Source organism: Corallococcus terminator (genome assembly GCF_049194865.1).
In the GTDB taxonomy this organism is placed as follows: Bacteria; Myxococcota; Myxococcia; order Myxococcales; family Myxococcaceae; genus Myxococcus; species Myxococcus terminator_A.
The window spans coordinates 184112-209026 of the sequence record NZ_JBLZWL010000001.1; the positions used below are offsets into that span (position 1 = coordinate 184112).

General features: G+C 69.3%; 25 protein-coding genes. 12 read left to right on the forward strand and 13 right to left on the reverse strand.

The features are described 5' to 3' along the window. Window positions 1-30: 30 nt before the first annotated feature. The 3 genes from ACN469_RS00725 to pdxA all read left to right on the forward strand — a co-directional run bounded on the left by ACN469_RS00725 (window position 31) and on the right by pdxA (window position 3114). A complete protein-coding gene (locus ACN469_RS00725) occupies window positions 31-1020 on the forward strand; it encodes a peptidylprolyl isomerase (protein ID WP_498763108.1) in 990 nt (329 codons plus the stop codon). 69 nt (window positions 1021-1089) lie between these two features. Further along, window positions 1090-2058, forward strand: coding sequence for a peptidylprolyl isomerase (locus ACN469_RS00730; RefSeq protein ID WP_498763110.1), 969 nt, complete (start codon window positions 1090-1092; stop codon window positions 2056-2058). 33 nt (window positions 2059-2091) lie between these two features. After that, window positions 2092-3114, forward strand: coding sequence for a 4-hydroxythreonine-4-phosphate dehydrogenase PdxA (pdxA, locus tag ACN469_RS00735; protein WP_498763112.1), 1023 nt, complete (start codon window positions 2092-2094; stop codon window positions 3112-3114). On the opposite strand, the gene ACN469_RS00740 is transcribed toward pdxA, so the two are convergent. Beyond that, entirely contained in the window at window positions 3038-3370 is a 333-nt protein-coding gene (locus ACN469_RS00740) for a hypothetical protein (protein ID WP_498763114.1), read from the reverse strand. The genes pdxA and ACN469_RS00740 overlap by 77 nt on opposite strands. A 208-nt stretch (window positions 3371-3578) precedes the next feature. Here ACN469_RS00740 and ACN469_RS00745 point away from each other — a divergent pair, with 208 nt between their 5' ends. Continuing rightward, the gene (locus tag ACN469_RS00745; RefSeq protein ID WP_498763116.1) at window positions 3579-5003 is read left to right on the forward strand and encodes an MATE family efflux transporter; all 1425 of its coding nucleotides are present in this window, start codon (window positions 3579-3581) and stop codon (window positions 5001-5003) included. Window positions 5004-5030: 27 nt separating this feature from the next. On the opposite strand, the gene ACN469_RS00750 is transcribed toward ACN469_RS00745, so the two are convergent. Beyond that, on the reverse strand, window positions 5031-6701 hold the full coding sequence (locus tag ACN469_RS00750) for an AgmX/PglI C-terminal domain-containing protein (protein WP_498763117.1): 1671 nt from the start codon (window positions 6699-6701) through the stop codon (window positions 5031-5033). Window positions 6702-7021: 320 nt separating this feature from the next. Here ACN469_RS00750 and ACN469_RS00755 point away from each other — a divergent pair, with 320 nt between their 5' ends. Beyond that, the gene (locus tag ACN469_RS00755) at window positions 7022-7600 is read left to right on the forward strand and encodes a carboxypeptidase-like regulatory domain-containing protein (RefSeq protein ID WP_498763119.1); all 579 of its coding nucleotides are present in this window, start codon (window positions 7022-7024) and stop codon (window positions 7598-7600) included. Between the two features lie 21 nt (window positions 7601-7621). Here ACN469_RS00755 and ACN469_RS00760 read toward each other — a convergent pair whose 3' ends face one another. From ACN469_RS00760 to ACN469_RS00805, 10 genes are all read right to left on the reverse strand, one after another. Further along, the gene (locus ACN469_RS00760; protein ID WP_174456961.1) at window positions 7622-8032 is read right to left on the reverse strand and encodes a response regulator; all 411 of its coding nucleotides are present in this window, start codon (window positions 8030-8032) and stop codon (window positions 7622-7624) included. Further along, complete coding sequence (locus tag ACN469_RS00765; RefSeq protein ID WP_498763121.1) at window positions 8032-8781, reverse strand: ATP-binding protein; 750 nt, start codon at window positions 8779-8781, stop codon at window positions 8032-8034. The genes ACN469_RS00760 and ACN469_RS00765 overlap by 1 nt, the downstream gene beginning before the upstream one ends. A gap of 3 nt (window positions 8782-8784) precedes the next feature. Further along, a complete protein-coding gene (locus ACN469_RS00770) occupies window positions 8785-9561 on the reverse strand; it encodes a response regulator (RefSeq protein ID WP_498763600.1) in 777 nt (258 codons plus the stop codon). Then, a complete protein-coding gene (locus ACN469_RS00775; RefSeq protein WP_498763123.1) occupies window positions 9561-10982 on the reverse strand; it encodes a sensor histidine kinase in 1422 nt (473 codons plus the stop codon). The genes ACN469_RS00770 and ACN469_RS00775 overlap by 1 nt, the downstream gene beginning before the upstream one ends. Then, window positions 10979-11608: a thioredoxin domain-containing protein gene (locus ACN469_RS00780; protein WP_498763125.1), complete on the reverse strand. Its 630-nt coding sequence runs from the start codon at window positions 11606-11608 to the stop codon at window positions 10979-10981. Before ACN469_RS00780 ends, ACN469_RS00775 begins: the two co-directional genes overlap by 4 nt. Next, on the reverse strand, window positions 11605-12042 hold the full coding sequence (locus ACN469_RS00785) for a response regulator (RefSeq protein ID WP_498763127.1): 438 nt from the start codon (window positions 12040-12042) through the stop codon (window positions 11605-11607). Before ACN469_RS00785 ends, ACN469_RS00780 begins: the two co-directional genes overlap by 4 nt. Window positions 12043-12254: 212 nt before the next feature. Then, window positions 12255-13697, reverse strand: a complete 1443-nt coding sequence (locus ACN469_RS00790) for a DUF2079 domain-containing protein (RefSeq protein WP_498763129.1) — start codon at window positions 13695-13697, stop codon at window positions 12255-12257. A gap of 159 nt (window positions 13698-13856) precedes the next feature. Further along, window positions 13857-14195 (reverse strand): HPF/RaiA family ribosome-associated protein, encoded by a 339-nt coding sequence (locus ACN469_RS00795; RefSeq protein WP_498763130.1) that lies wholly within the window; start codon window positions 14193-14195, stop codon window positions 13857-13859. 176 nt (window positions 14196-14371) lie between these two features. Then, on the reverse strand, window positions 14372-15373 hold the full coding sequence (locus ACN469_RS00800) for a zinc-dependent alcohol dehydrogenase family protein (protein WP_498763132.1): 1002 nt from the start codon (window positions 15371-15373) through the stop codon (window positions 14372-14374). 97 nt (window positions 15374-15470) lie between these two features. Continuing rightward, window positions 15471-17009 (reverse strand): pentapeptide repeat-containing protein, encoded by a 1539-nt coding sequence (locus ACN469_RS00805; protein ID WP_498763134.1) that lies wholly within the window; start codon window positions 17007-17009, stop codon window positions 15471-15473. Between the two features lie 165 nt (window positions 17010-17174). Here ACN469_RS00805 and ACN469_RS00810 point away from each other — a divergent pair, with 165 nt between their 5' ends. Further along, window positions 17175-18134 (forward strand): aldo/keto reductase, encoded by a 960-nt coding sequence (locus ACN469_RS00810; RefSeq protein WP_498763136.1) that lies wholly within the window; start codon window positions 17175-17177, stop codon window positions 18132-18134. A gap of 45 nt (window positions 18135-18179) precedes the next feature. Here the strand turns inward: ACN469_RS00810 and ACN469_RS00815 are convergent, their stop codons facing one another. After that, window positions 18180-18674, reverse strand: coding sequence for a hypothetical protein (locus ACN469_RS00815; RefSeq protein WP_498763138.1), 495 nt, complete (start codon window positions 18672-18674; stop codon window positions 18180-18182). Window positions 18675-18797: 123 nt separating this feature from the next. Here ACN469_RS00815 and ACN469_RS00820 point away from each other — a divergent pair, with 123 nt between their 5' ends. The 6 genes from ACN469_RS00820 to ACN469_RS00845 all read left to right on the forward strand — a co-directional run bounded on the left by ACN469_RS00820 (window position 18798) and on the right by ACN469_RS00845 (window position 24858). Then, entirely contained in the window at window positions 18798-19337 is a 540-nt protein-coding gene (locus ACN469_RS00820) for a pyridoxamine 5'-phosphate oxidase family protein (RefSeq protein ID WP_498763140.1), read from the forward strand. A 488-nt stretch (window positions 19338-19825) separates the two neighbouring features. Beyond that, the gene (locus ACN469_RS00825; protein ID WP_498763142.1) at window positions 19826-21160 is read left to right on the forward strand and encodes an inositol-3-phosphate synthase; all 1335 of its coding nucleotides are present in this window, start codon (window positions 19826-19828) and stop codon (window positions 21158-21160) included. Further along, window positions 21138-22064, forward strand: a complete 927-nt coding sequence (locus ACN469_RS00830) for a phosphatase PAP2 family protein (RefSeq protein WP_498763143.1) — start codon at window positions 21138-21140, stop codon at window positions 22062-22064. Before ACN469_RS00825 ends, ACN469_RS00830 begins: the two co-directional genes overlap by 23 nt. Beyond that, a complete protein-coding gene (locus ACN469_RS00835) occupies window positions 22057-23301 on the forward strand; it encodes a GtrA family protein (protein WP_498763145.1) in 1245 nt (414 codons plus the stop codon). The genes ACN469_RS00830 and ACN469_RS00835 overlap by 8 nt, the downstream gene beginning before the upstream one ends. Beyond that, the gene (locus ACN469_RS00840; RefSeq protein WP_498763147.1) at window positions 23291-24280 is read left to right on the forward strand and encodes a hypothetical protein; all 990 of its coding nucleotides are present in this window, start codon (window positions 23291-23293) and stop codon (window positions 24278-24280) included. Before ACN469_RS00835 ends, ACN469_RS00840 begins: the two co-directional genes overlap by 11 nt. Continuing rightward, complete coding sequence (locus tag ACN469_RS00845; protein ID WP_498763149.1) at window positions 24277-24858, forward strand: protein-tyrosine phosphatase family protein; 582 nt, start codon at window positions 24277-24279, stop codon at window positions 24856-24858. The genes ACN469_RS00840 and ACN469_RS00845 overlap by 4 nt, the downstream gene beginning before the upstream one ends. Window positions 24859-24915 lie beyond the last annotated feature (57 nt).

The following is a 24915-nucleotide window of genomic DNA, read 5'->3' on the forward strand; positions in this document are numbered from 1 at the left end:
CGCCCTCACCCTCTCCCCAGGACTCCGCGCATGCGTCTTTCTCCCACCCGCGCTCCCTTGCTGTCCCTGGTGCTCGCCCTGGCGCTGAGTCAGGGGTGCAACACCCCCGTCAAATCGGCGCCCGAAGACACGGTGGTGGCCACCGTGAATGGAGAGGTCCTCTCCCGCGTGGACTTCGAGCAGGAGCTGGGCCGAGAGCTGGCCTCCACGGAGGCCTCCCAGCGCACGCCGGAGGAGATTGAACCCTTCAAGCGCGCGCTGCTGGACACGTACATCCACCGGATGCTGCTGCTCCAGGAGGCGCGGAAGAACAACGTCACCGTCACCCCGGAAGAGGTGGACCGGGGCGTGCTGCGGCTGTCGGGCGACTATCCGGCTGGCAACTTCAACGAGGTGCTCGCCCAGGGCCAGCTCTCCATGTCGGAGCTGCGCGCGCGAGAGGCCAGCCGGCTCACGATTGAGAAGCTCTTCGCCAGCCACGTCTACTCGCGGGTGGGGGTGACGGAGGAGGAGCTGCGCGCGTACTACGCGGCGCACGAGGGCGAGCTGAACGAGAGCGAGCAGGTGCACGCCGCTCAAATCGTGGTGAAGGGCCTGGACGAGGCCCGCCGGCTCCAGACGCAGCTCAAGTCGGGCAAGAAGTTCTCGGACCTGGCGCGCAGGTACTCGCTGAGCGCGGACGCCAAGGTGGGGGGCGACCTGGGGTTCTTCCCCCGAGGACAGATGCCGCCGGCCTTCGACGAAGTGGTATTCAAGCTCGGGGTCGGGCAGGTTTCGGACGTGGTGTCCACCGAGTACGGCTACCACCTGTTCAAGGTGCTGGAGCGCAAGCCCGCGCGGAAGCGGGACTTCGCCGAGGCGCGTCAGTGGGTGGAGACGAAGTTGATGGAGCAGAAGCGCACGGAGGCGCAGGACGCCTTCGAGAAGGAACTGCGGGACAAGGCGCAGGTCCAGGTGAACGAGACCACGCTGCAGGCCATCCGCGGACAGCCCGCGGCGCTCCCGCAGGCAGCGAAGTGACGTGACGGAAAGCATGGGCCCGCACCGGACTGTTGGACGGGCCCGGTGTGGTGCGGAAGGATGCACGGAATGAAGAAGCTGGTGGCATTCGTCGCTGCGGCGGCGCTCCTGGGGGGCGCCACGTCGGCGCGCGCGGAGCTGGTGGACAAGGTGGCCGCGGTGGTGAACCGCGACGTCATCGCGCTGTCGGAGGTTCAGCAGCGCGCGGCGCCAGAGCTGTCGCGCCTCAATGACCCGGATCCGCGCAAGCGCTCCGAGCAGCGCGCGCACCTCATGAAGACGGCGCTCGACACCCTCATCGGCGAGAAGCTGATGGAGTCCGAAATCACGGAGATGGGCATCTCCGCGACCGAGGGCGAGGTGGACGAGCTGGTCAACGACGTGCGCAAGCAGAACAACATCACGGACCCGGCGCAGTTCGAGCAGGTGCTCACCGCCGAAGGCCTGACGATGACCTCGTACCGGGACATGCTGCGCAAGCGCATCCTCCGGGACAGGCTCCTGCGCATGAAGGTGGGCCCCAAGGTGAAGGTCACCGAGGAGGACCTCAAGGCCGCCTACAACCAGTACGCCCGCGTGGAGGGCGAGGACTCCGAAGTCCACGCGCGCCACATCCTCGTCGCCGTCGACCCGAAGGCCACCGAGGAGCAGGTGGCCGCCGCGCGCAAGAAGGCGGAGGGCATCGCCAATGAGGCCCGTCGCGAGGGCATGGACTTCTCCGCCCTGGCGCGCGCCCGCAGCGAGGGCCCCAGCGCCGCGGACGGTGGCGACCTGGGCTGGTTCAAGCGCGGCGTCATGGTGCAGGCCTTCGAGAAGGTCGCCTTCAACCTCAAGGAGGGCGATGTCAGCGAGCCGGTGCGCACCAACTTCGGCTGGCACGTCCTGAAGGTGGAGGAGCGCCGCTCCGTCGCCGCGACGTCCTACGAGGAGATGCGTCCGAAGCTGGAGAACAAGCTGCTCCAGGAGAAGACGGACAAGTTCCTCGAGCAGTACGTCGTGGAGCTGAAGCAGAAGGCCAGCATCGACGTGAAGATGTAGCCTGTCGTCCCCACGCGGGGGATGCTCGCCACCGTGAGCCTCCCCCTCGTCGGTATCTCCCTGGGTGATGTGTCGGGCATCGGGCCGGAGGTGACGGCCGCGGCCCTGGCGCTCCCCGCCGTGCGGCGCGTGCTCATCCCCGTCGTCTTCGGGGATGGGCCCACGCTGGAGCGCTTCCCCTTCTTCCGCCGCCATGCGCGCGTGGCCCCATCCGAGCTGGGCCGCGTCGAGTCCCCCACCGTGGTGGAGGTGACACACCTGGCCGCCAAGGACCGCGTCCCGGGCAAGCCTTCGCGCGAGGGAGGCCGCGCGCAGTACGCCTACGTGACGGCGGCGATTGAAGCCATGCGCGCGGGACACGTGGACGCGCTGTGCACGGCGCCGGTGTCCAAGGAGCAGATTTCGCGCGCGGGCATCCCCTTCATGGGCCACACGGAGGTGCTGGCGGAGGCCTTCGGCGTGGAGGTGATGATGATGATGGACGGGCCGCGCGTGCGCATCGCCCTGGCCACCAACCACGTCCCCCTCTCCGCGCTGTCGAAGCTCCTCACGGTGGACGGGCTCACCGCGCAGCTCAAGCTCCTGTCACGCAGCCTTGCGCCCGTGGTGGGACGCAAGCCTCGCATCGCCGTGCTCGGGCTCAACCCGCATGCGGGCGAAGGGGGCCTGTTGGGACGCGAGGAGGTGGAGGTGATTGGCCCCGCCATCCGCAAGGCGCGCTCGGCGCGGGTGGATGCGCACGGGCCCATTCCGGCGGACGGCCTCTTCGCCAGGCCCGATGAAGTGGGCACGCGGTACGACGCGGTGCTGGCCATGTACCACGACCAGGGACTCATCCCCGCGAAGGCGCTCGACTTCGAGCGCACCGTCAACGTGACGCTGGGTCTGCCAGTGCCGCGCACCTCGCCGGACCACGGCACGGCCTACGCGATTGCCGGCAAGGGACAGGCGAGCTGCGTGCCCATGGCGGAGGCGCTGCTCAAGGCCGCTCAGCTCGCTCGGCCGCCCGCGCGAGGTGCTCGGCCAGGTCCTCGCCGTCCTTCTCCGCGTCGATGAGCTTCACCTCCGAGCCCACGCCGCTCGGGGGAATCACCAGCACCGTGACTTTGTCGAGTGGACACTCGCCCAGACAGCCCGAGGAGAACACGCGGGTGCTGGGCCCGAGGCCACGCGCCGCCACGGCCTCCCGGATGCGGCGCGGCAGGTCCACGCCCCCAAGGCGAGGGTCCAGGCGCACCGTGCAGTTGTGGCACACGTGCAGCTCGGTCGGCTGGGAGCCCGGAGCGGCCTCGATGGGAGGGGGCTTGTGCATCGCCTGGAAACATAAGGCGGATGGGCCGTGAGCGCCGTAAGCTCCGCGCGGGTGCCGAGGGGCGCCCACACCCGGAAAGACGACGTCACCCTCCTGGAATCACCTGGAGCATCAGGTTCCTGACGAGTTCCTTCCACGGCCCATGCGCGGGTGAGGGCTGATACCGAGGGACTTTTCAGATGAGCATCCGGAACACGAGGCGCGCGACATGAAAGCGCCTTTCGGCAGAGACCTGACGACGGGCAGCATCCCCCGTCACCTGGTGGCCTTCTCCATCCCGATGTTGATGGGGAGCTTCCTGCAGACGGCGTACAGCTTCATCAACGCCATCTGGGTGGGGCGGTTCCTGGGCACCGAGGCGCTGGCGGTGGTGACGGTGAGCTTCCCCGTCGTCTTCGTCCTGTTCTCCATCGGCATGGGCCTCACCATGGCGACGAGCATCCTGGTGTCGCAGAACTACGGCGCCCGGAGGATGGATGAGCTGCGCAAGGTGGTCGACAGCTCCACGGTGCTCATCTACTCGCTGGGCGTGGTGCTCACGCTGCTGGGTGAGTGGCTGGCGCCGAGCATCCTCACGTTGATGGACACGCCCAAGGAGATCCACGCGGAGGCCGTCAGCTACCTGCGCATCTTCCTCCTGTCGATGCCCCTGGGCTTCGGCCTGTTCCTCACGCGCAGCCTGTTGCAGGGCGTGGGTGACTCGAAGACGCCGCTGTACTTCCAGGCGGGCTCCGTCCTGCTCACCACCGTGTTGGATCCGGTGCTGATGTTCGGGTGGCTGGGCTTGCCCAAGCTGGGCTTGAACGGCACGGCCTGGGCCACGGTCGTCTCCCAGCTCCTGGCGCTCGTCACGCTGCTCATCTACCTGCGCATGAAGGACGTGCCCGTCGCGCCGCGCAGGCCTCGGCTGGCCCACCTGGGGCCCATCACCTTGAAGACGCTGCGCATCGGCGTGCCGGCCGCGGTGCAGCAGTCGCTCGTGTCCATCGGCATGGTGTTCGTGACGGGGCTCGTCAACGGCTTCGGCGAGGTGGCCACGGCGGCGTTCGGCGCGGCGTCGCGCATCGACCAGATTGCGTTCATGCCGGCGATGACGTTCGGCATGGCCATCTCCACGCTGGCGGGACAGAACCTGGGCGCGGGCCGCGACGACCGCGTGCAGGAGATTTTCAAGTGGGGCTGCCTGTTGAGCGGCGGCGTCACCCTGGTCATCTCGGCGGTGGCGGTGACATTCCCGGAGGCGCTGCTGCGCATCTTCGTCACGGACCCCGCGGTCATCACCCCGGGCGTCACCTACCTGCACATCGTGGGAGGGACGTACGTCCTGTTCGCGCTCATCTTCGTGAGCAACGGCATCATCAACGGCGCGGGACGCACGTTGATAACGACGGCGTTCTCCCTGTTGAGCCTCTGGGTGGTGCGGGTGCCGGTGGCGTACTGGCTGTCGCGCCGCATGGGCAGCGTGACGGGTGTGTGGATTGCGATGGCGCTGAGCTTCGGCGTGTCGCTGGTGGTCAGCATGGCCTACTACTTCTCGGGCCGGTGGCGGCGCCCCCTCATCAAGAAGCCCCCCGAGGGCCCCACCACGCCCAACCCGGGCGAGGTCTTCGGACACGAGACGGGCGAGGCCTGAGCGGCCTCGCCCCCTTCGGGCCAGGGGCTAGAAGACGAACGGGAAGCGGATGGGCTCCTGCATGCGGACCGCGTGCACGGGGAACTTCCAGTCGCGCACCACGCCCTCGATGCAGCCGGCGAGCGGCGTGGCGCGCAGCACCTGCGTGTCCATGGCGACGTTCGTCGTCTCACCGCTCGGCAGCACGGACCAGCGCACCACGAAGCGCCCGCTCTTCTCCAGGGACGTGTCGGCGGAGTGCTGGCGCAGGCACGCGGTGATGGCGGGCTGATTGGACACGACGACCTGCTTCACGTCCTGCGACGTGAGGTGCTCCTTCGTGTCGAGCGCGGGCGGGACGTAGACGGTCCGCGTGGCGGTGGGCGCGGACGCGGCGCGCGCCTCCTCCGCTTCGTCCGTGAAGCCCAGCTCGCGCGCGAACTCCTCGTCCAGCTCGGACTCGGTGCTGTTCGCGCCATCCGGGTCGTCCGTGGTGTCCACCGGAACGGACGTGGCCAGTTCGTCGGAGTCGGGCTCGTCGAAGGTCATCTCCATCACCGCGCCCGACGAGGCCGCCGCGACGCTCTGGGCCGGAGCGGGGCTCGCGGGAGCACGGGTCGGCGCGCTCTCGGTACGGATGCGCCGCTCGCCGGACTTCACGGCCCGGGTGTCACGACGGGCCATCAGGTCCGCGCCGCTCGGGCCCGAAATGGACGTGGGCGCGCGCGTCGAGTCCGTCGACGTGCCTTGCGCGTGCAACCCGTTCGCGACGTCGCTGATGCCGCCAGGCGAGGTCGTGACGAAGGGGCCCGTGTACCGAGGCGCGGTGGGGTTCATCGCGTGGGAATCGGCCGTGCCCGTCGAGACGCCGGGACTGGCCCAGTGCTCGATGGCACCCGAAGACACCGCGCCACCAGTCTGCCCCGAGGCCTTCGTTCCCATCAGCGCTCCCGTGTTGTTCGCACCGTTGAGCCGCGCCGATGCGCTCGCACCCGGCAGTGCGCCCGCGGTGTTCGCGCTGTTGCTCTGGCCCAGGGCGCTCGCGCCTTGCTCCCAGAAGCGCACGCTCGCGACCACGAGCATCCCCGCTGCCACCACGCCCACCGCGGCGACGCCCAGCAGAACGCCAGACACCACATCCCGACGACGATTCGGCGCCGTCGGAGCGGCCACCTGTCCACCCCAGGCGTGCTGCTGCCCAGGCGCCATCGGCCCGCCCCACTGCTGAGCGGGAGGAACCATTGGAATGCCCCACGGTTGCTGCTGAAGATTGAGCGGGCCCTGCACCTCGTTCATGGTGTTCTTCTGGGCCGCCGCACGCGAGGCCGCGATACCGCGAGCCACCGCCGGAGGCACGACCTTGGAGTGCTCCCACGGCAGGCGCACTGCCTCGGCGACGGGCACCTCCGGGTTCGCGCGCATCCACTCCGGAATCACCACGGGCGAGGACTCGGACACCGTCTCGTCGGGCTCCGCGTCGGAGAACGTGGGCCGAGGAGACTCGGCAATCCAGCGCGCCTCCTCCTCCGCCAGGTCGAGCAACGCGCGCATGTCCTCCGCGGCTTCGCGCGTGGACGCATCACCGCCGCCATCGACCTCCGGCTCCAAGGCGAGCTCACGGTCCAGGTAGGCGTCGAGGTCGCCATCCAGCGCCTCCGTCACACTCAGCGCTTCACCCGACTCGTCGTGCTCGAAGCCATTCGCCTCGGGATGACTCATGCCCCGCGTACGGAGTTGTTCTTCTCCTCCTGACAGAAGCTCGCCCACACGCCCTCCCCTTCAACCGCGCAGCCATTCCCGCGCCAGGGCCGCAACGTAGGGACGGCTCCTGCTCACGCCAGCGTGACTGTCTCGCGCACGACGTTTCATCGCCGTGGCACGCGTTCGCTGTCCGGTGTCTCACCGCTCACGGACGAGACACGGCGCCACACCACTCCTGCGCACCGACACCGCACGACGCGTGGCCGTCCGAAAAATCGCGCACCACCGGACACGCAGTGTCCTTTGGTGATACACTGTGTCTCACGGGGGTGCTCAGGATGCCGCTCAATCGCGGTGAACGTCGGTGGACACTGCCAGCACGAAACGCGGACTGGCTCGTCGTCTCGTCCGTGGACGCCGAGGCCAAGGAGCGTCACCGTCACCCCGTCCCCGAGGTGTTCGTCACGTCCTCCCTGGAGCGGTGGCTGTCCACCCCTTCGGCGCGCACGCTGTACGGCATCTACGAGGCGCTCGGCGGTGGCAGCCCCCTCGGGCTGAACGGCCTGGAGCGCACCCGCTACGAGGAGCGCCTCAAGCAGCGCCTCTCGGACGCCTTCTCACGCGGAGAGCTGGTCGCGCTGGAAGTCGCCCGTCCGAAGAGCGTGCCGGCGCCGTGGACGCCTCAGCCCGCGGAGCAGGCCGAAGAGGTCGTGGTGGAGGAGATGACCTGGCTGGCCATCGAGCTGAAGGACGAGGCGGGCAAGCCCGTCCCCAATGCCCGCTACGTGGTGAGCCTGCCCGACGGCAGCACCCGCGAAGGCACCCTTAACGCCAACGGCTATGCGCGCGTGGAAGGCGTCAATCCCGGCGAGTGCCAGGTCACCTTCCCAGAGCTGGACGGCCAGAGCTGGAGCTGAGGCTCCGCCGTGCTTCACCTCTCAGGGCCTGCGAGGACCCGGAGCGGACGACGACATCCCCAGCGGTCGCTGGGGCAACAGCTTGAAGAGGAAGGCCAGGAGCGCCTCGAAATGGTCACCCTTGCGGAAGACGGCATCCACCGGCATGTCGATGGCGCTGTCAGCGCCGGTGACGAAGACCACCTTCGCGCCCGGCATGTGGTGACGCACCAGCGGAATCAACCCCGTGCCGAAGCCGTCCCCCAGGCTCTGGTCCAGCAGCACCGCGTCGATGGGCCGCGGGTGGTTGAGCCACTTCTCCGCTTCCGCGTAGGAGCCCGCTGTCACCACCGCGAACCCCGCCTCCTCCAACAGCGCCGCGAGCGTCATCCGGTTGGACGGGTCATCTTCCACCAGCAGCAGGCAGCGCCCGAAGGTCCAGCTCGTCTCCATCACTTGCTCCCCCGTATCTCGTCATGGCCCGTGAACCGCATCCTGGCCCCCGCCTCCGGGCGGTGCAGGAAGAGGACCTCGACGTGCGTGCCCCCCGAGGGGCCTCCGTCCAGTGCCACCTTCCCCCCATTGCGCAACACCAACCGCTGCACGATGTTCAAACCCAACCCCGCATGGCCGGGACGTGTCGAATAGAAGGGCTCGAAGGCGCGCGAATACGCCTCCGCCGCCAGCCCCTCCCCAGCGTCCTCCACGCGAATGCCCACGCCGCCCTCACCTTCATCAACGTCCCAGGTCCGCACCGTGAGCACTCCGCCGCGCGGCATCGCCTCCACGGCGTTGTCCACCAGACAGCGCACCAGGAGCGCCAGGTCCTCCAAGTCCAGAGGCACCGTGCCCCGCGCCTTGAAGTCGCGCTCCACGCGCACCTGCTCCGGCACCCGCGCCTCGCGCAGCGCCTGCTCCATGGCCTCGCTCGCGTGACACAGGGGCTTGTCGCTGCTGGCCACCGGGGCGCGGCGCGTCAGCACCTCCTCGGCGGCGGCCAGCTCCCGGTCGATGAGCTGGAAGAAGGCCTCGACGCGGGCATCCGTGCCCCAGACGTCCGTCTTCTGCATCTTCCGCATCAGGTAGAACGAAGCATTGCGGACACTGGCCAGCTTGTTGCGGAGGTCATGCCGCAGCGTGGAGGCGACGACGTCCGCCACCGCGGCCCGTTCCCGCGCTTGGAGATCTGCGCGCGCGCCCATCCGTCAATTCCTCGCACCCTGGGGCCCGGCGGGCCCCTGCGCCCGGGGTTGGCCTCTCACCCGGGCAATCGCTTGCACCAATTCCCGCAGCGGCACCGGCTTGGTCATACACACCACCGCGCCCTGCGCCGCCACCTTGCGTAACAATTCGGGCACCACGTGCCCCGACATGGCGATGACGGCCACGGACAGATCCGCCGCCTTCACCTTGGCCACCAGCTCCGGCCCGCTCATCTCCGGCATCACCAAATCCAGCACGCACACGTCGAAGTCGCCCGAGCGCAGGTAGTTCAGCGCTTCCTCGCCGCTGTACACCGCGCGAGCGCGCAGCCCCACCGTGCTCAGCGCGCGCACCATGGCCCGCGCCACCGGCTCCGTGTCGTCCACCACCAACACCTGGGGAGCCCGCGCCGCGCGCAGAATCGTGTCCAGCGCGTGCGCCACGTCGAAGGGCTTGGGCAGCACGGTGAAGGCGCCCTCGGCGAGCGCGTCCTCCACCAGCTCCTCCGCCGTGAAGGCGGTCATCAGCACCACGGGCATGTCCGGACGCGCCTGCTTGATGCGGCGCAACAGGTCAACCCCGTGCAGCCCGGGCATGCGCATGTCGCTGAGCACCACGTCCACCGGATGCTCGCCCAGGAGGCGCAGCGCTTCCTCTCCGTTGGCGGCCTCCAGAACGGTGTGGCCCTCCAACTCAAGGTTCGCCGCGAGCGTGATGCGCAGCCCCTCCTCGTCGTCGACCAAAAGGATGCGAGCGGGGCCCAAAGCCACGTCCTCCATCATGCGGCCTGAGCCGCGGCGGTTGCCGGGAGATGAATATGGAATTCACTACCCCGGCCGGCTTCGCTTCGCACAGAGATTGTACCTCCGTGACGTTGCACCATGTTGGCCACAATGGCCAGCCCCAAGCCGGTGCCACGCGTCTTGGTTGTGAAGAGGGGTTCGAAAATCTTGGGCAGCACGTCCGGAGGGATGCCCGTCCCGTCATCTACCACGCGAATGGCCCACGGCCCCGTGTCGCCGCCTTCCGCCAGCACTGAAACCTGGCCCGCTCTTCCCTGGGGCATGGCCTCCACCGCGTTCTGCACCAGGTTCACCAGCACCTGACGGAACTGCTCCTTGTCCAGGCTCGGCACGGGGAGCGACTCGGGGACTTCGTTGAGGATGCGGACGCCATCCCGGGAGGGAACCACGCCAATGGCCTCGTCCACCAGAGGTCGCAAAGGACACGGCTGCAGCGCGGGGGGTCGCTCACGCGCGAAGTCGAGCAGGTCGGAGATGATTTTCGCGCACGCGCCCAGCTCGCGCTCCATCACCCCGAGGAACTGGGGGACCCGTGGGTCATCCGCGGCCCCGATGGCATCCCGACTCAGTCGTCGGGAGAGGTAGGCATGCGCGTTGCGCACGGCGGCCAGCGGGTTGCGCAATTCATGACCCACGCTGGCGGCGAGTTGACCCACCGCGGCCAGCTTCTCCACGCGGATGAGGTGCTCCTGGAAGCCGCTCAGCTCACGCAGGGCGCGGTCCAGCTCCGCGGACTTGTCCTCCTCGCGCTCGCGCGCCAGCTCCAGCTCCGCGCGGCGCACGGCGACTTCGCGCATCTCCCGCCGCATCACCCGGCCCGCGTGCAGGAGCACCAGGTTCAGGAAGCCCACCCAGAGCGCATGCTCCAGGAAGCGCCACCACTCCGCGTTGGGCACGCCGTACACCGACGCCGGCCACAACAGGCCCCGGATGACGTGGTCCAACACGGTGGCGCACGTGGCCGTCAGCAGCACCCACGGGTCCCGGTACAGGGAGAGGAACGCGAGCGAGACGAAGATGTGGAAGTGCGTCTCGATGCGTCCACCCGTCAGGTGGATGAGCAGCGAGGACCACAGCATCTGCGCCAGGGCCACGCCGTGGCGGGTGGAGATGGCCCCGGGACGCCAGCGCGCCAGGGCGATGGGGAACACGGTGAGGGCCGCGCCGAGGAAGAGGGCGGCATACACGTGGGCATGGAGGGCGCGGTCCTTGCCCTCCCAGCCATAGGGCGAGACGAAGAGGGCCACGAGGACGCCGAAGGCCCATTGGGCCAGCATCAGGCCCGCGAAGAGGCGGTCCGTGCGGCGTCGCACCGTGGTCAGGTGCTCGTGAAACAGCAGAACGGCGCGTTCCTTCAGTGCCACCGTCGGGCCGCTGGCATCCTCCGTGGGCTTCATGGGGTGTTCGTGGCCCGGGCCTCGGGCGGTTCCTCCAGGGCGCAACCGTAGACAGCGTGCTCCGACGACCCACCCACCCGACCCGCCTCCCGCAGCAGCGCCTCCACGGCGTCCCGCCCCGGGTTGTCACCTCGATGTCCCCGCGCCCCGGTGAGTCCACCGCTGAAGCGGAGCCGACCGGCGGCATCATAGAGCAAGGAGTGTCCGGAAGTAGCGACTCCAAACCCGCGAGCTTGCTCGCCTCCTGCGTCCACGAGCACCGTGACGCCCGGAATCGCGGCGGCGGCGCGCCACAGGGGCCCTTGCGTCCAGTCCTTGGAAGTGCCCTCGGGCTGGAGGAACAGGACGCGCGCGTCGAGCTGGCCCCGGGCGTGCTCCATCAAGACGGACAGCTCCCCCAGGCTCGCGCGCGTGCAGGGGCAGCGCGGGTGGGCCAGCATCACCAGCGTGGGCCGCCCCTCCGCGCGAGGAGGGTGCGCGGACGCGGGCCAGGAGGAAGGCGACTCGAGCGTCGCGCCCGGGGTGAGGGCATGTCGGGCCAGGAGCGCGAAGCCCGCCACCGTGGCGACCAGCCACAGCAGACCTCCCAGCAGCCATGCCCCCCGCGACAAGGCGGGAACCTTCATCGGGGACCCCACTTGTGCTCGGCCAGGCCGGAGGTCAGCCGGTTCATGTCGCGCTTGAGGCGCGAGGACTCGGCGGCCCGGCGGATCATCGCGATGAGGTCCGGGGGCTGGTAGGGCTTGAGCACGAGGTAGAAGAGGCCCTGCGCGTCCAGGCGGTCCCTCCAGTCGAGGTACTCGCGAAAGCCCGTCACCAGCACGCCCGCGATATGGGGGTACTGCGTCACAGCCTCGCGCAGCAGCTGGATGCCGCTGGGCCCCGGCATGTGGAGGTCCGTGCACAGGACGTCGAAGGGGTGCAGCCCGAGCATCCGTCGCGCGGTGAGCGCATCGGGCGCCGTCTGGACCTCGAAGTCCTCGGAGAGCACAGCAGCGGTGGTGGCGAGGACAGCAGCCTCGTCATCCACCAGCAGCACCTGGAGCCTCGGAACAGTCATGGCGGGGACCTCCCGAGGATAACGTCGTCCGCGCCAGAGCGTGAGCGGTCGCGGTGGATTGTTCTCCACTGGCAGGCGCCCGGTACGCGAGCGCTAGAGGGCAGGCACCTACACCCGCGTGCGGGCGGGCTTCGCGCGGACGGGGACACCGGCGCTCGCTCCTCCGCCTGTCGCTTCGTGCGTCCCAAGGGTTGGAGCGAGCGGATCCGCGCTCACTGATGGGCGGTGAAGCGGCCTCGCGCCAGGAAGACGTTCGCGTCGTCGATGAGGACCTCCGTGCCCGCGTCGGCGCGCCAGACGTCGATGAGCCGCGTCACGCGCTCGTACGTGAGGGGATAGATGTCGCCATGAGGAGGCTTCTCCACCAACACCCACTCGTACACCCGACCATCACCGGGCTGCGGCCCGCCCACCGCGTAGATGTCATCGCGGTCCGCGAGCAGGGGGACGAAGTTGCTGCCGAGCAGCGCCAGGCCCTCGCGATGCCGGGCCAGTACGTCCACGCCGCGCGCGATGCTGGCCAGACGCGCCGGGTCTCCGGGGCACTGACGAGGGTACGTCCGGGAAGAGGTCAGCGTGCGCGTGAACTGGCGCAGGTTGACCTCGTTGCTGAAGAAGAGGATGAGCCCCGAGGACACGAGGACCCACGCGGGCACCCTCCGGGCGCGCAGCAGGGGCAGGAAGCCCATCAGCGCCGCGGCCAGCAGCGGCACGGTGTAGTGGAAGCGCCAGGCCATGCCGAGGAAGCGGATGCCGAGCATCGGCAACAGCACCAACAGCCACGCCCAGTCTGGCTTCACGCGCTCGCGCCACGCCCAGACGCCCAGCGGCAGCAGCAGCAGCAGCAGCGTGCCCATGCGCGACAGGTGGACCGGCGCCAGGCGGAGCGAGACGTAGTGGAGGAGCCCGCCATCCAGGCCCTGCTTGAGCCGGACGCTGTAATCCTCCGAGGGCCCCAGCAGCCATGGCCGCAGCCCATAGACACCCGCGAGCCAGACCAGCGACAGCACGCCCACGCCCACCGCGAAGCGCCGCTCGCCGCGCAGCCACAGCGCGACGCTCAGCATGATGCCCCCGAAGGCGAACTCCTCCTTGCAGGCGAACAGCAACACCAACGACACCAGCAGCCAGCCGTTGCGGCGCAGGTGGTACGCCACACCCGCCATCACCCACGGCAGCGCGGACCACGTCGTGGGATGGATGGGGAACTTCAGCGCCTCCACCACGCTGGGGGACACCAACAGGAACGCCGCCAGGAGCCCCGTGGCGGCGCGACTCAGCAGCCCACGCGCCTGGAGCCAGAGCAGCGGCGCCACCGCGAGCAGCACGAAGAGCGCCTCGCCCACCAGCGCGGCCCACATCGGCGGCAGCACCGCCACCAGCGGGCGCGCCAGCCACAGGATGGGGTCGAAGTGGTCGTTGAAGATGTAGACCTGTCGCGCGCTGAGCCACGGATTCGGGTCCCCCAGCGACAGGCGCGCCAGGGCTTGCGTGTAGATGCCCAGGTCGAAGTGCGCGAAGCAGGCGTGCGCGGCCTGAATCCAGACCGGCGCCACGACGAACACGACCCAGACGAGGACCACGAGCGGCAGGGCCAGCATGCCCGGCCATCGCCGCGCGCGTCCGAGGCTCGAGTCATCGGCGGAAGGTGTCATGAGGTCGCGAGGCGGCGCCGGCCACGGCACCGAAGGCCGCGTCGTCTAGCGCACTCCCGTGACTGATGTCACCCCGTGTGAACGTCCAGCCCCACCCCGGGGCCCGCCGCATCCGCGCGAAGGATGCGAGGCCCCGAGGCGCGAGGACCTCTGTGCGCGTCAGTGGCGATGATGCGCGTGCAGCCCGTCCGTGTAGTGCTGGAGCTGCCGGCGCGCGGCGTCGAACGCGTCCGACACGGCCTGGTAGGGGTCCTCGTGCGCGGCGTCGTGCTCCGGCTCCTTGCCCGCGATGATGTCCTTTCCGGGCACGTGCAGGTCCACGCGCACGCGGAAGTGGTGGGTGTTCTGCTGGTGCCGATGGGGCTCGTCCACCACGACGTGGCATCCGACGATGCCGTCGAAGAACTGCTCCAGCTTCGCTGCGTGGTCGCGGATGTGCTCGTTCAGGGTCTCGCTCGTCGCCATGCCCCGGTAGGTAATCTGCAACGCTCGCTTCATCGTCGGCCTCGGGTCGGGCCCCGCCGTTCGCGGGGCTTCAGGGTGCACCCCTCCCCATTGCATCACCCTGGCCAGCGCCAACCCCTTGGAATGCCTGGGCACCCCGCGCGCGCTTCCGCAGCCTTTGCGGCGAAATGGGGCAGCACGCAGTCCCTGCGGGGCGCAATGCCCCACACCTACCTGCTCGTGTCGAGGACGGCCGCGCCGCGCACGTGTCCCTCGCGCAGCGCGGTGAGCGCCTCGTTGGCCTCGGACAGGGGGAACACCCGCACCTCGGTGCGCACCGGCACGCTGGGCGCGAGCACCAGGAAGTCCATCGCATCCGAGCGCGTCAGGTTCGCCACCGAGCGCACCACGCGCTCCTCCCAGAGCAGCGAATACGGGAACGAAGGGACATCGCTCATGTGGATGCCGCCGCACACCACCACCCCACCCTTGTCCACGGCGCGCAGCGCGGCGGGCACCAGCGCTCCCACGGGCGCGAACAGGATGGCCGCATCCAGCGGCTCCGGCGGAAGCGCGTCCGAGCCTCCCGCCCACACCGCGCCCAGCTCGCGGGCGAAGCGCTGCCCCTCCTCGTCTCCGGGGCGCGTGAAGGCAAACACGCGGCGCTTGCGATGACGCGCCACCTGGATGAGCACGTGCGCGGCGGCGCCAAAGCCATACAAGCCCAGCCGCTCACCCTCTCCCGACAGGCGCAGGCTGCGAAAGCCGATGAGCCCCGCGCACATCAGCGGCGCGGCATGGACGTCCGAGTAGTTCGCGGGCAGCGGGAAGCAGAAGCGGTGGTGCGCCACGGCATACTCCGCGTAGCCGCCATCCACCTGGTAGCCGGTGAAGCGCGCGAAGTCGCAGAGGTTCTCCCGGCCGGAGACGCAGAAGCGGCACTGTCCGCACGTCCACCCGAGCCAGGGCACGCCGACCCGCGTGCCTTCCTCCAACCCCAGCACGTCCGCGCCGACCTCCACGACGGTGGCCACGATTTCGTGGCCTGGGATGAGCGGCAGCTTCGGCCTCGGCAGCTCCCCGTCCACCAGGTGCAGGTCCGTGCGACACACCGCGCAGGCGTGCACGCGGAGCAGCACCTCCTGCGGGCCCGGACGGGGGATGGGCCACGTCTCCGCTCTCAGTGGCTGCCCCGGCGCGTGGAGAACCATCGCGCGCATGGTGCCTTCCATGGGGTCGCTCCCTCTGTCGCCCACCCGCGAGCGGGCGCCGGCGTCCGAGGGAAATATGGGGGGCGGAGGGCCCGGCGGGAAGCGCTGCCTCCCCGCCTCAAATCTGGATGCCCGCGAGGAGGCCCGGCCAGGTGCGCACGGTGGTGCGTCCGCTGTCGGAGACCTCCTTCCACTCCGGGCCGATGCCCAGCTCCTTCCACGGGTCGCTCCCGTTCCAGGTGACGAGCGTGTTGGAGCTGACCCCGCCGAACACGGCGAACCGGCTCGACAACCGCCAGCCCGCCATCACCCGGAGCTGCCCTAGCACGTGGTTCGTGTCGTCATCGAAGTCGAAGAGGCGGTTGGCGTGCAGGCTGGAGCCCAGCACGTCCACGTCGACATAGAACCGGCCCATGGGGATGTGGCCGCCCAGGCCCGCGCCCACGGTGTAGCGACGACGGTCTCCGTCCATCGGCGGAGAGAGGCCCACGGTGAGCAGCGTGTAGAGGTGACGCCCGCCCAGCTTCAGGCCGATGTTGGTCAGCGCGACGTCACTGGCCCAGGCCTGCACATGGGCCTGACCGTTGCCCACGAAGCTCAGCAGGCCCACCGACTCGCCCTCGGTCTTGCCCGCCACGTTCACCAGGCCCACCTGCGCGCCGTCCACGTGGCCGGCCACGTTCACCAGGCCCACCTGCGCGCCGTCCACGTCGCCGCCCACGTTGATGATGGAGAGCTGCGCGCCGGACAGCTTGCTCGCGTAGCTGACGCCCGAGGATATCTGCATGCCCGTCAGCTCCGACGCGACGTTGACGCCCGCCGCCATCTGGAGCCCGCGCGAGACACCGCGCGCCACGTTGCCACCCACCGCCATCTGCACCCCGTTCAGCGTCCCCGCCGCCAGGTTGCCGCCCACGGAGAGCTGCGCGCCCCTCACCTCGGCGCCCCCGAAGTTCGCGCCCACCGAGAGCTGCGCGCCTCTCATGTTGGCGCCCGCGAAGTTCGCGCCCACCGAGAGCTGCGCGCCTTCCATCGCACCCGTCGCCACGTTGCCGCCCACCGTGAGCTGCCCGCCGCCCATGGTTCCGCGCACCACGTTGGTGCCCACCGAGGCCAGCACGCCCTCCGCGTCGCCCGCCACCACGTTGCCGCCCACCGCGAGCAGCGTGCCGTCCACCGGACCGCCCGACACGTTGGCGCCCACCGAGGCGAGCACGCCCGTCGCGCCGTGCGTCACCCAGTTGCCACCCAGCGACAGGCCCAGCGCCGTCACACGCCGCGCATGCGTGGCAATCAAGCCGATGGACACGTCATGCACCAGGTTCTGTCGAGCAAAACCCGAGGTGCTCAGCCCCGGCAGAATCGACAGGTTGAAGGGCACGTGGACCTCCTGCTCCGCGGCCTCCGCCTTCGCCACCGCCACCGGAGCATCCGTCGTCGTCGACACCGCGCCCACCGTCGTCGCTTCGACGAGGGGCGGCGGCACCATCACCCGCTCCACGCCCGGACCTTCCACCAACGACACGGACGCGGGCCCCGCGTCACCGCCCGCCGAGGCGCCAGCTGCCGGGTCGACGCCCTTCGACTCCTCGGCGCCGGCGGACATCGCCACCATCGCCGCCATGACGCCCGCACACACCGAGACCTTGCGCTTCATCGCTGGGACCTTCCTGAGCTGATTTCCGAGAGGGCTCCTCCCACGCGCGGCGCGGGCACCAGAGCCGGGGTTGTTTCGCGGGAGACGTCGCCGCCCCCTTCGCGCAACAGAACACCGGGCCCGCGAAATACTGTCACCCGCCCTCCACGCTAGGATTTCCCCACCATGTCCCAGACACCCCGGCGCCCCAGGCCCCCCTCCTCGCCCTCGCGTCGGGACGTGCTCGCCGCGGGGCTCGGCGCCGCGCTGCTCCCGAGCCTGGCGCACGCGGCCCCGAAACCCTCACCCTCCGCCAAGGCCTCCATGCTCACCCGTCCCATCCCCAAGTCGGGCGAGGCCCTGCCCGTCATCGGACTCGGCACCTGGCAGACCTTCGACGTGGGGACGTCCGCCGATGAGCGAGCGCCCTTGAAGCAGGTGCTCCAGCGCTTCCTCGACTCCGGGGCGCGCCTCATCGACTCGTCACCCATGTATGGCCGGGCGGAGCGCGTCGTGGGGGACGTGCTCGCCTCGCTCGGCGACGTGCCCAAGCCCTTCCTCGCCACGAAGGTCTGGACGACGGGCCGCGAAGCGGGCCTCACCCAGCTGGAGACCTCCGTGAAGGACATGGGGCGCGGACGCATGGACCTGCTCCAGGTCCACAACCTCGTCGACTGGCGCACCCACCTGCCCGTGCTGCGCGAGTGGAAGGCCCAAGGCCGCGTGCGCTACGTCGGCATCACCCACTACGCGCGCGGCGCGTTTGATGACCTGGAGAAGCTCCTGCGCGAGCAGACGCTCGACTTCATCCAGCTGCCCTACTCACTCGCCGAGCGCGACGCCGAGAAGCGCCTGCTCCCCGCCGCCGCCGAGCATGGCGTGGCGGTGCTCGTCATGCAGCCCTTCGCCACCGGACAGCTCTTCCGCCAGGTGAAGGGCCGCGCGCTGCCGGAGTGGGCCGCGGACTTCGACTGCGCGAGCTGGGCGCAGTTCTTCCTGAAGTTCATCCTCGGCCACCCCGCCGTGCACTGCCCGCTGCCCGCCACGAGCAACCCCGAGCACGTCGCCGACAACCTCCGCGCCGGCTTCGGACGACTGCCCGACGCGAAGACACGCGAGCGCATGGCCCGCGTGCTCAATCCGTGACGTGGCGCGGGGCTCCGGGCTCCAGGCTCGGAGCTCGAGGCCCTGTTACAGCTCCGGGTCCGGCGTGAACTGGACCTCGGCGATGGCGGACAGCACCACGCCGGTGCCGGGCTCGCCCGCGTCGTCATCGCGGCCCACCTCCAGCACCTCGTCCTTCGCGTCCCACTGCCCCAGGTAGTACGAGCCGCCGGCCACCATGCACGCGCGGTCCTCGGACACCACCACCTCCACCACCTCCTGCTTGTCGCTGGTGGCCCTGAGCAGCGTCCACTTCTTGCCGTCCTGACGGAACTCGTCGACGACCTCCTGAAGCTCCGCGTCGCTCGGCGCGCCACCCTCGTGCGTCTGCCGCTCCCACCGACGCCCGTCCTTCTGCGGCTGGCGCCCCTTCCACGCGCGCCCCAGCTCCAGCAACTTCTCCTCCGCCGCGTCCTGCAGCCCGTGCATCTCCTCGGGCAGCTCGATTTCCTCCAGTGCCAGCAGGGCCGTCTCAATCTGCAGCGCCTTCAAGCACCACTCGTTCCACGCGGTCTTCAGCATCGTCGCACTCGCTTTCCGTCCCCCACCTACCACACCGCCCGCCTGCCCAGGCGCCATCCGACCGGACGGCCCATGCTCGCTCCCCTCCACCCTGCCTACCTTCCAAGACCAGGAGGAGCGCGCATGAGCACGAAGAAGAAGGAGCAAGGCACCCGCGACGCCGTCGAACATCTGGGAGACCTCATCCACGGCATCAAGGTCGCGATGATGACCACCGTGGAGGCTGACGGAAGCCTGCACAGCAGACCGATGTGGACTCAGGACCACGACTTCGACGGAGAGCTCTGGTTCTTCACCCGAGCCCACTCCCACAAGGTCGACGACGTGGAGAAGGACCACCACGTCAACGTGTCCTTCGCCGACCCCTCCCGTGAGCGCTACGTCTCCGTGAGCGGGCGCTGCCAGCTGGTGAAGGACGCGCGCAAAGTCCGGGAGCTGTGGAGCCCCGCCCTCAAGGCCTGGTTCCCCCAGGGCATCGATGATCCAGAGCTGGCCCTGCTGCGCGTGCACGTGGAGCGCGCCGAGTACTGGGACGCCCCCTCCAGCCGCATGGTGCAGCTGGCCGGCATGCTCAAGGCCGTCCTCTCCGGGAAGACCTACGCCCCCGGCGACCACCAGTCCCTGGAGCTGAACGGCGGCAGCGGCCCCTCCGGCCCCCACTGACAGCGGCTCCACCACCGGGCCCACCCTCGCCGCTCGGTGAAGTGGCGGGGTGGGGTTTTCTGCCTCGACTTGGGGTTGCGCCAGAAGCGCGCGGGCGCCATGACAGGCGCGCCGCAGCCGTCCCACACCCCTCGAAGGCACCCACGCCGTGCCACTTTCCCTACACACACCTCGCGGGTCCATACCGACCCCGACCTACCCGTCATGCCTATGCACGGTCAGGTAGGTGTCACTTTTCTCACGGCCTGGTGTTTCTCTGACAGGCGCGTTCGCGTCGCCTTGTACCTGGGGCCTGGGTGATCCATCAGTCCGCCCCATGGCGTGCTAACCAGCCGCCCCACATGACGTTGAAGTCACGAACGCTTTAGAGTATCAACCATCCGCATTCGGGATTTTCCGCATACCCCACGGCATTAGTCGGTGCGCAGCGGAAGGTTCGCAGAAGACTCACCACAGGGCGGCATTACCGCCTTTCGAAGGAATCCACGATGGAGAACAAGAAGTCGGTCTCGAAGCCCGAGGGCAAGCTGGCGGTGCTCATCCCCGGCCTGGGCGCGGTGTCCACGACGCTGATGGCGGGTGTGGAGCTGGCGCGGCAGGGCAAGGGCGCGCCCATCGGCTCCCTGACGCAGATGGGCACGGCGCGCCTGGGCAAGCGCACGGACGGGCGCACCGTGAAGCTGGGTGAGCTGGTGCCCCTGGCGGGACTGAACGACGTGGTCTTCGGCGCCTGGGACATCATCAGCGAGGACGCGTACCAGGTCGCGGTGCGCTCCGGCGTGCTGCACGACAAGCACCTGGAGCAGGTGAAGCCCTTCCTCCAGGGCATCAAGCCCAAGAAGGGCGTGCACGACGCCGAGTTCGTCCGCCGCATCGAGGCCAACCACGCCAAGGCCACCAAGACGCACCGCGAGAGCATTGAAGCGCTGCGCCAGGACATCCGCGACTTCAAGAAGGAGCTCAACGCCAAGCGCGCGGTGATGGTGGTGTGCAGCAGCGTGGAGACCTTCCGTCCCCTGCCGGAGTCCTTCAAGACGCTGGCCGCCTTCGAGAAGGCGCTGGACGAGAACAGCACGGACATCAACCCCACCGCGCTCTACACGTACGCCGCCATCAAGGAAGGCGTGCCGTTCGCCAACGCGACGCCCAACGCGAGCGTGGACACGCCCGCGCTGCAGGAGCTGGCGAAGCTGGAGGGCATCCCCGTCGCGGGCCGTGACCTCAAGAGCGGCCAGACGATGATGAAGACGGTCATCGCCCCCGCGCTCAAGGCCCGCATGCTCGGCCTCGAGGGGTGGTTCTCCACCAACATCCTCGGCAACCGCGATGGCGAGGTGCTCGACGACCCCGCGGCCTTCAAGGCCAAGGAGGTCACCAAGTCGAGCGTGCTGGACACCATCCTGCAGCCGGACCTCTACCCCGAGCTGTACAGCAAGTACTCGCACAAGGTGTCCATCCACTACTACCCGCCCCGCGGCGACGCGAAGGAGGGTTGGGACAACATCGACATCACCGGGTGGCTCGGCTATCCGATGCAGATCAAGGTCAACTTCCTCTGCCGCGACTCCATCCTGGCGGCGCCGCTGGTGTTGGACATCGCGCTGTTCCTGGACCTGGCCAAGCGGCTGGAGTGGCGCGGCATCCAGGAGTGGATGTCCTTCTACTTCAAGAGCCCCATGGCGCAGCCCGGTCTGCCCGTCGAGCATGACCTGTTCATCCAGCTCACCAAGCTGAAGAACACCCTGCGCGTCGTGGCCGGGGAAGACCCCATCACCCACCTCGGACTCGACTACTACGGGGATGACCTCCCGCTCGCTCGCTAAGACCACGGCCTTCACGTGGCTCGTCACCCTGATGGGTGTGGGCCACTTGATGCTCGTGACGGCCACCGGAAGGCTCCGGTGGGACCACGTCGTCGCGGACGCGCTGCTGGTGGGGGTGGCCTGGGCGGGCCCCCGCACGCGGCGCTTCCTCTTCGGTGGCTTCCCGCTATGGCTGACCGGCATGCTGATGGACAGCCAGGGACTCTGGCTGTTCCTGCGGAGCGACATCCACACAGGTGACTTGTGGGAGTGGGAGCGCCAGTGGTTCCCCGCCCCCGGCGGTGTCAACTGGCCCTTGTGGTGGAGCACTCGCTCGCTCGCCGTGTTGGACCTGCTTTGCGGCTTCGCCTACGCGGCCTACCTTTACGAAGTCTTCTTGATGGCCATCTTCTTCTTCGTGAAGAAGGACTCGCGCTTCGAGAAGCTGTGCTGGGCCTTCCTGGTGGTGAACGCCCTGGGCATGGTCACCTACCTGCTCTATCCGGCCGCGCCGCCCTGGTACATCCTACAGTACGGCCCGGGCCCGGCGGACCTCGCCGCGTTGCCCAGTCCCGCGGGCACCGCGCGCTTCGACGCACTGTTGGGTATCAATTACTTCGCGGGCTTCTACGCCCGCAATCCCAACGTCTTCGGGGCCATGCCCTCGTTGCACGCCGCCTATCCCTTCATGGTGATGCTCTTCGTGTGGAAGGACGGCCCGAAGTGGCGTCTGGCCACGGGGGCGTTCGCCTTGCTGGTTGGTTTCTCCGCTGTCTATCTGACGCACCACTACATCCTGGATGTGCTCGCGGGCCTCGTGTTCGCGCTCGCCGCCTTCCTGGCGGTGGAGCTGGCCTTTTCGCGCAAGAGCGCACCCATGACCGTCACGCTGCCGCTGACTCCTGGAGGGGACACCCGTGCTTGAGAACGTGGTCGCCTGGTTGACCGGAAACCTGTCTCCCTCGGCTCGCATCTGGACCGCGTTGGGTCCAGCCATCCTCGCCTGTGTGTACTTCCTGGGAGGGTTGCTCGTCTTCTGTATCCGCTGCGCCTTCAAGGGCGTGCCTCGCGACGAGGAGACGCTCAAGCGGGGCAACGCGGGGTTCGTGGGCTACTTCCTCCGGCACTACTTCTTCTGGATCATCCAGCCGTTGTGGGCGGTGATTCTGCGCTCGGGCCTTCCGGCCAACGCGCTGTCCATGCTGTCGGGGCTGTTGGGCATCTCCTCCGGCGTGGCGGTGGCGGCGGGCCGGTTCGCGCTGGGCGGCTGGCTGTTCCTGGGCGCGGGCATCCTGGATGTGATGGACGGGCGCATCGCCCGCACGCGCAAGGAGGCCAACCCCGCGGGCGCGGCGCTGGACTCGGTGCTGGACAGGTACGTGGACTCGGCGATGTTGATGGGCCTGGCCTGGTACTACCGGGACACCTGGGTGCTGTTGCCGGCGCTGGGGGCGCTGTTGGGTTCCTCGCTGGTGCCGTATGTCCGCGCCAAGGGCGAGGGCCTGGGCGTCAACGTGCGTGACGGCGCGATGCAGCGGCTGGAGCGGGTGCTCTTCCTGGGCGCGGGCACGGCGCTGTCGCCGATTCTGGAGGCGGTGTTCTGGCCCACGGAGAAGCACCCCATGCACTGGTTGGCGGTGGTGGGACTGGTCTTCGTCGCCATCATGAGCAACCTGACGGCCATCTCGCGGTTCCGGAATCTGGTGAAGGCGCTGGCGCCCAAGCGGGTGGAGGCGCGTTCGGAGAAGGCGATTGTCGGCCTCAACGCGGCGGCGGGCGCGGTGGCCACGTTGGCGGACTTCGCGGTGGTGCTGGCGCTGGTGGAGCTGGCGGGCCTGTTGCCCGCGTGGGCCACGGTGCTGGGCGCGCTGCTGGGCGCGGTGGTGAACTACTCCATCAACCGGGTGTTCACCTTCCGCAGCACGGCGGCGGTGGGCCGGCAGCTGATGCGCTACGCGGTGGTGAGCGGGACGAGCGCGCTGCTCAACGCGGGCGGCGTGGCGTTGCTGACCTTGCATCCACAGCTGGCCTACACCCTGGGCTGGTGGCTGGTGCGCGGCGTCGTCTACTTCGCGTGGAACCTGCCCCTGCAGCGCGACTACGTGTTCAACGACTCGAACTCGCAGGAAGCGCTCCTGGAGCAGCGCCCCCATGCGGCGTGAGTCGAGGCTCCAGGTCCTGGGCCTCCTCTTGTCACTCGCGCTGCCCACCGTGGCGGCGGGAGCGACGCTGGAGCCCACGGCCTCCCCGAGTGACAACTACGGGGAGAGCTTCACCTTCATCGGGGACCTGGAGGACAGCACCTTCGTGCTGGTGCAGTTGCAGGTGACGAACATCGGTCCGGGCTCGCGCACGGGCATCTGCCGCGCGACGGTGCTGCGGCCGGGCGAGCGCGCGTGGACCGCGCAGAAGAAGGTGGGCTCGCGCGACTGGGGCTATGACGCGGCCACCAGCACGCTGCGCGTCGGCACGTGCTCGGCGCGCTCGGCGGAGGGCGTGACGCGGGTGGAGGCGCCGCTGGACGGTGGGCGGGTGGTGCTGGAGTACGCGGCGCAGGTGGCGCCGCGCTCGCCGGACGGCTCGGAAGTGGAAGTGGGCAACGCGCGCTACCGGCACGAGGTGACGCTGGCCTTCAGCCCGCTGAAGGCGAAGGTGCAGCCGCCCAAGAGCGCGGAGCTGGAGCAGGCTGGTGGCGGCTACGCGGACCACACGCGCTCCACCATTGCACCGGCGAAGCTGGCCAGGCGCTGGGTGCGCTTCCGGGCCCTGCGTGAAGGCGGGGAGCGGCTGGTGTTGCTGGCGCGCGAGGGGCAGGACGGTGAGTTCGGTCCGGTGTACTCGTGGGCGGAGGGTGGCACGCCGAGCCAGCTGGAGTCCTTCACGCTCAGCCGCGAGGGCGCGAAGGAGCGGAGCGTCTGGACGGTGGATGTCTTCGGCGGTGATGGGGCGAAGGCCATGGTGCTGCGCTCCACGTCGCTGTTGCAGCGCAGCGCGCCCGTGGAGGAGCTGGGCGTGCTGGGTGGGCTCATCAAGCCCGTGGTGGGCTCTCCCGTGACGTACCTGCACCGCGCGGTGCTGGAGCGCGTGGGGAAGGCACCGGTGGCGGGGTTGATGGAAGTGTCGCTCGAGGGCGATTTGTGAGCGTGTCGTTGTTGCGGGACGTGCACCATGTGCCCGGGGTGCGAGGCTGGGTGCGCAAGCAGGTGCTGCGCTCGGTGGCGCGCTGCGTGGAGTGGACCACGAAGCTCCCAGGGCGTGGACTCAACGTGTCCCAGGTGAGCGAGTGGCTGCACGTGGGTGGCTCGGTGCCGCCGTCGCGCTACGCGGAGCTGAAGGCGCGGGGCATCACCGCGGTGATTGATTTGCGCGCCGAGAGTGTCGACGACGCGAAGGCGCTGGAAGCGCTGGGCATCGAGCTGTTGAACCTGCCGGTGACGGACCGCTATCCGCCGTCGGTGGAGCAACTCCTGCAGGGTGTCGAGTGGGCCATGCCCCGGCTGGAGCGGGGTGGGCACCTCTATGCGCACTGTGAGCACGGCGTGGGCCGGGGTCCGCTGATGGGGTTGGCGGTGATGGTGGCGCGCGGCTGGGAGGCTCCAGCGGCGTACCGCGCGCTGCGAAAGGCGCGGTGGCAGTGCACGCTCAATGACCGGCAGTTGGGCGGCTTGGCGGACTTCGTCACCGCGTGGGCGGCACGGCGTTCGGGACGCGCGGCCTAGCGTCAGCGGCTGAACGGCCCTTTCGACACGGTTGCGCTCCGGAACTCGGGGTTCCTA

Bases quoted from the DNA above. Each gene is read 5' to 3' on its own strand.
- ACN469_RS00725 (WP_498763108.1), top strand. From the start codon at position 31: ATGCGTCTTTCTCCCACCCGCGCTCCCTTGCTGTCCCTGGTGCTCGCC.
- ACN469_RS00730 (WP_498763110.1), top strand. From the start codon at position 1,090: ATGAAGAAGCTGGTGGCATTCGTCGCTGCGGCGGCGCTCCTGGGGGGC.
- ACN469_RS00740 (WP_498763114.1), bottom strand. From the start codon at position 3,370: ATGCACAAGCCCCCTCCCATCGAGGCCGCTCCGGGCTCCCAGCCGACC.
- ACN469_RS00745 (WP_498763116.1), top strand. From the start codon at position 3,579: ATGAAAGCGCCTTTCGGCAGAGACCTGACGACGGGCAGCATCCCCCGT.
- ACN469_RS00750 (WP_498763117.1), bottom strand. From the start codon at position 6,701: ATGAGTCATCCCGAGGCGAATGGCTTCGAGCACGACGAGTCGGGTGAA.
- ACN469_RS00755 (WP_498763119.1), top strand. From the start codon at position 7,022: ATGCCGCTCAATCGCGGTGAACGTCGGTGGACACTGCCAGCACGAAAC.
- ACN469_RS00760 (WP_174456961.1), bottom strand. From the start codon at position 8,032: ATGGAGACGAGCTGGACCTTCGGGCGCTGCCTGCTGCTGGTGGAAGAT.
- ACN469_RS00765 (WP_498763121.1), bottom strand. From the start codon at position 8,781: ATGGGCGCGCGCGCAGATCTCCAAGCGCGGGAACGGGCCGCGGTGGCG.
- ACN469_RS00770 (WP_498763600.1), bottom strand. From the start codon at position 9,561: ATGGAGGACGTGGCTTTGGGCCCCGCTCGCATCCTTTTGGTCGACGAC.
- ACN469_RS00775 (WP_498763123.1), bottom strand. From the start codon at position 10,982: ATGAAGCCCACGGAGGATGCCAGCGGCCCGACGGTGGCACTGAAGGAA.
- ACN469_RS00780 (WP_498763125.1), bottom strand. From the start codon at position 11,608: ATGAAGGTTCCCGCCTTGTCGCGGGGGGCATGGCTGCTGGGAGGTCTG.
- ACN469_RS00785 (WP_498763127.1), bottom strand. From the start codon at position 12,042: ATGACTGTTCCGAGGCTCCAGGTGCTGCTGGTGGATGACGAGGCTGCT.
- ACN469_RS00790 (WP_498763129.1), bottom strand. From the start codon at position 13,697: ATGACACCTTCCGCCGATGACTCGAGCCTCGGACGCGCGCGGCGATGG.
- ACN469_RS00795 (WP_498763130.1), bottom strand. From the start codon at position 14,195: ATGAAGCGAGCGTTGCAGATTACCTACCGGGGCATGGCGACGAGCGAG.
- ACN469_RS00800 (WP_498763132.1), bottom strand. From the start codon at position 15,373: ATGGAAGGCACCATGCGCGCGATGGTTCTCCACGCGCCGGGGCAGCCA.
- ACN469_RS00805 (WP_498763134.1), bottom strand. From the start codon at position 17,009: ATGAAGCGCAAGGTCTCGGTGTGTGCGGGCGTCATGGCGGCGATGGTG.
- ACN469_RS00810 (WP_498763136.1), top strand. From the start codon at position 17,175: ATGTCCCAGACACCCCGGCGCCCCAGGCCCCCCTCCTCGCCCTCGCGT.
- ACN469_RS00815 (WP_498763138.1), bottom strand. From the start codon at position 18,674: ATGCTGAAGACCGCGTGGAACGAGTGGTGCTTGAAGGCGCTGCAGATT.
- ACN469_RS00820 (WP_498763140.1), top strand. From the start codon at position 18,798: ATGAGCACGAAGAAGAAGGAGCAAGGCACCCGCGACGCCGTCGAACAT.
- ACN469_RS00825 (WP_498763142.1), top strand. From the start codon at position 19,826: ATGGAGAACAAGAAGTCGGTCTCGAAGCCCGAGGGCAAGCTGGCGGTG.
- ACN469_RS00830 (WP_498763143.1), top strand. From the start codon at position 21,138: ATGACCTCCCGCTCGCTCGCTAAGACCACGGCCTTCACGTGGCTCGTC.
- ACN469_RS00840 (WP_498763147.1), top strand. From the start codon at position 23,291: ATGCGGCGTGAGTCGAGGCTCCAGGTCCTGGGCCTCCTCTTGTCACTC.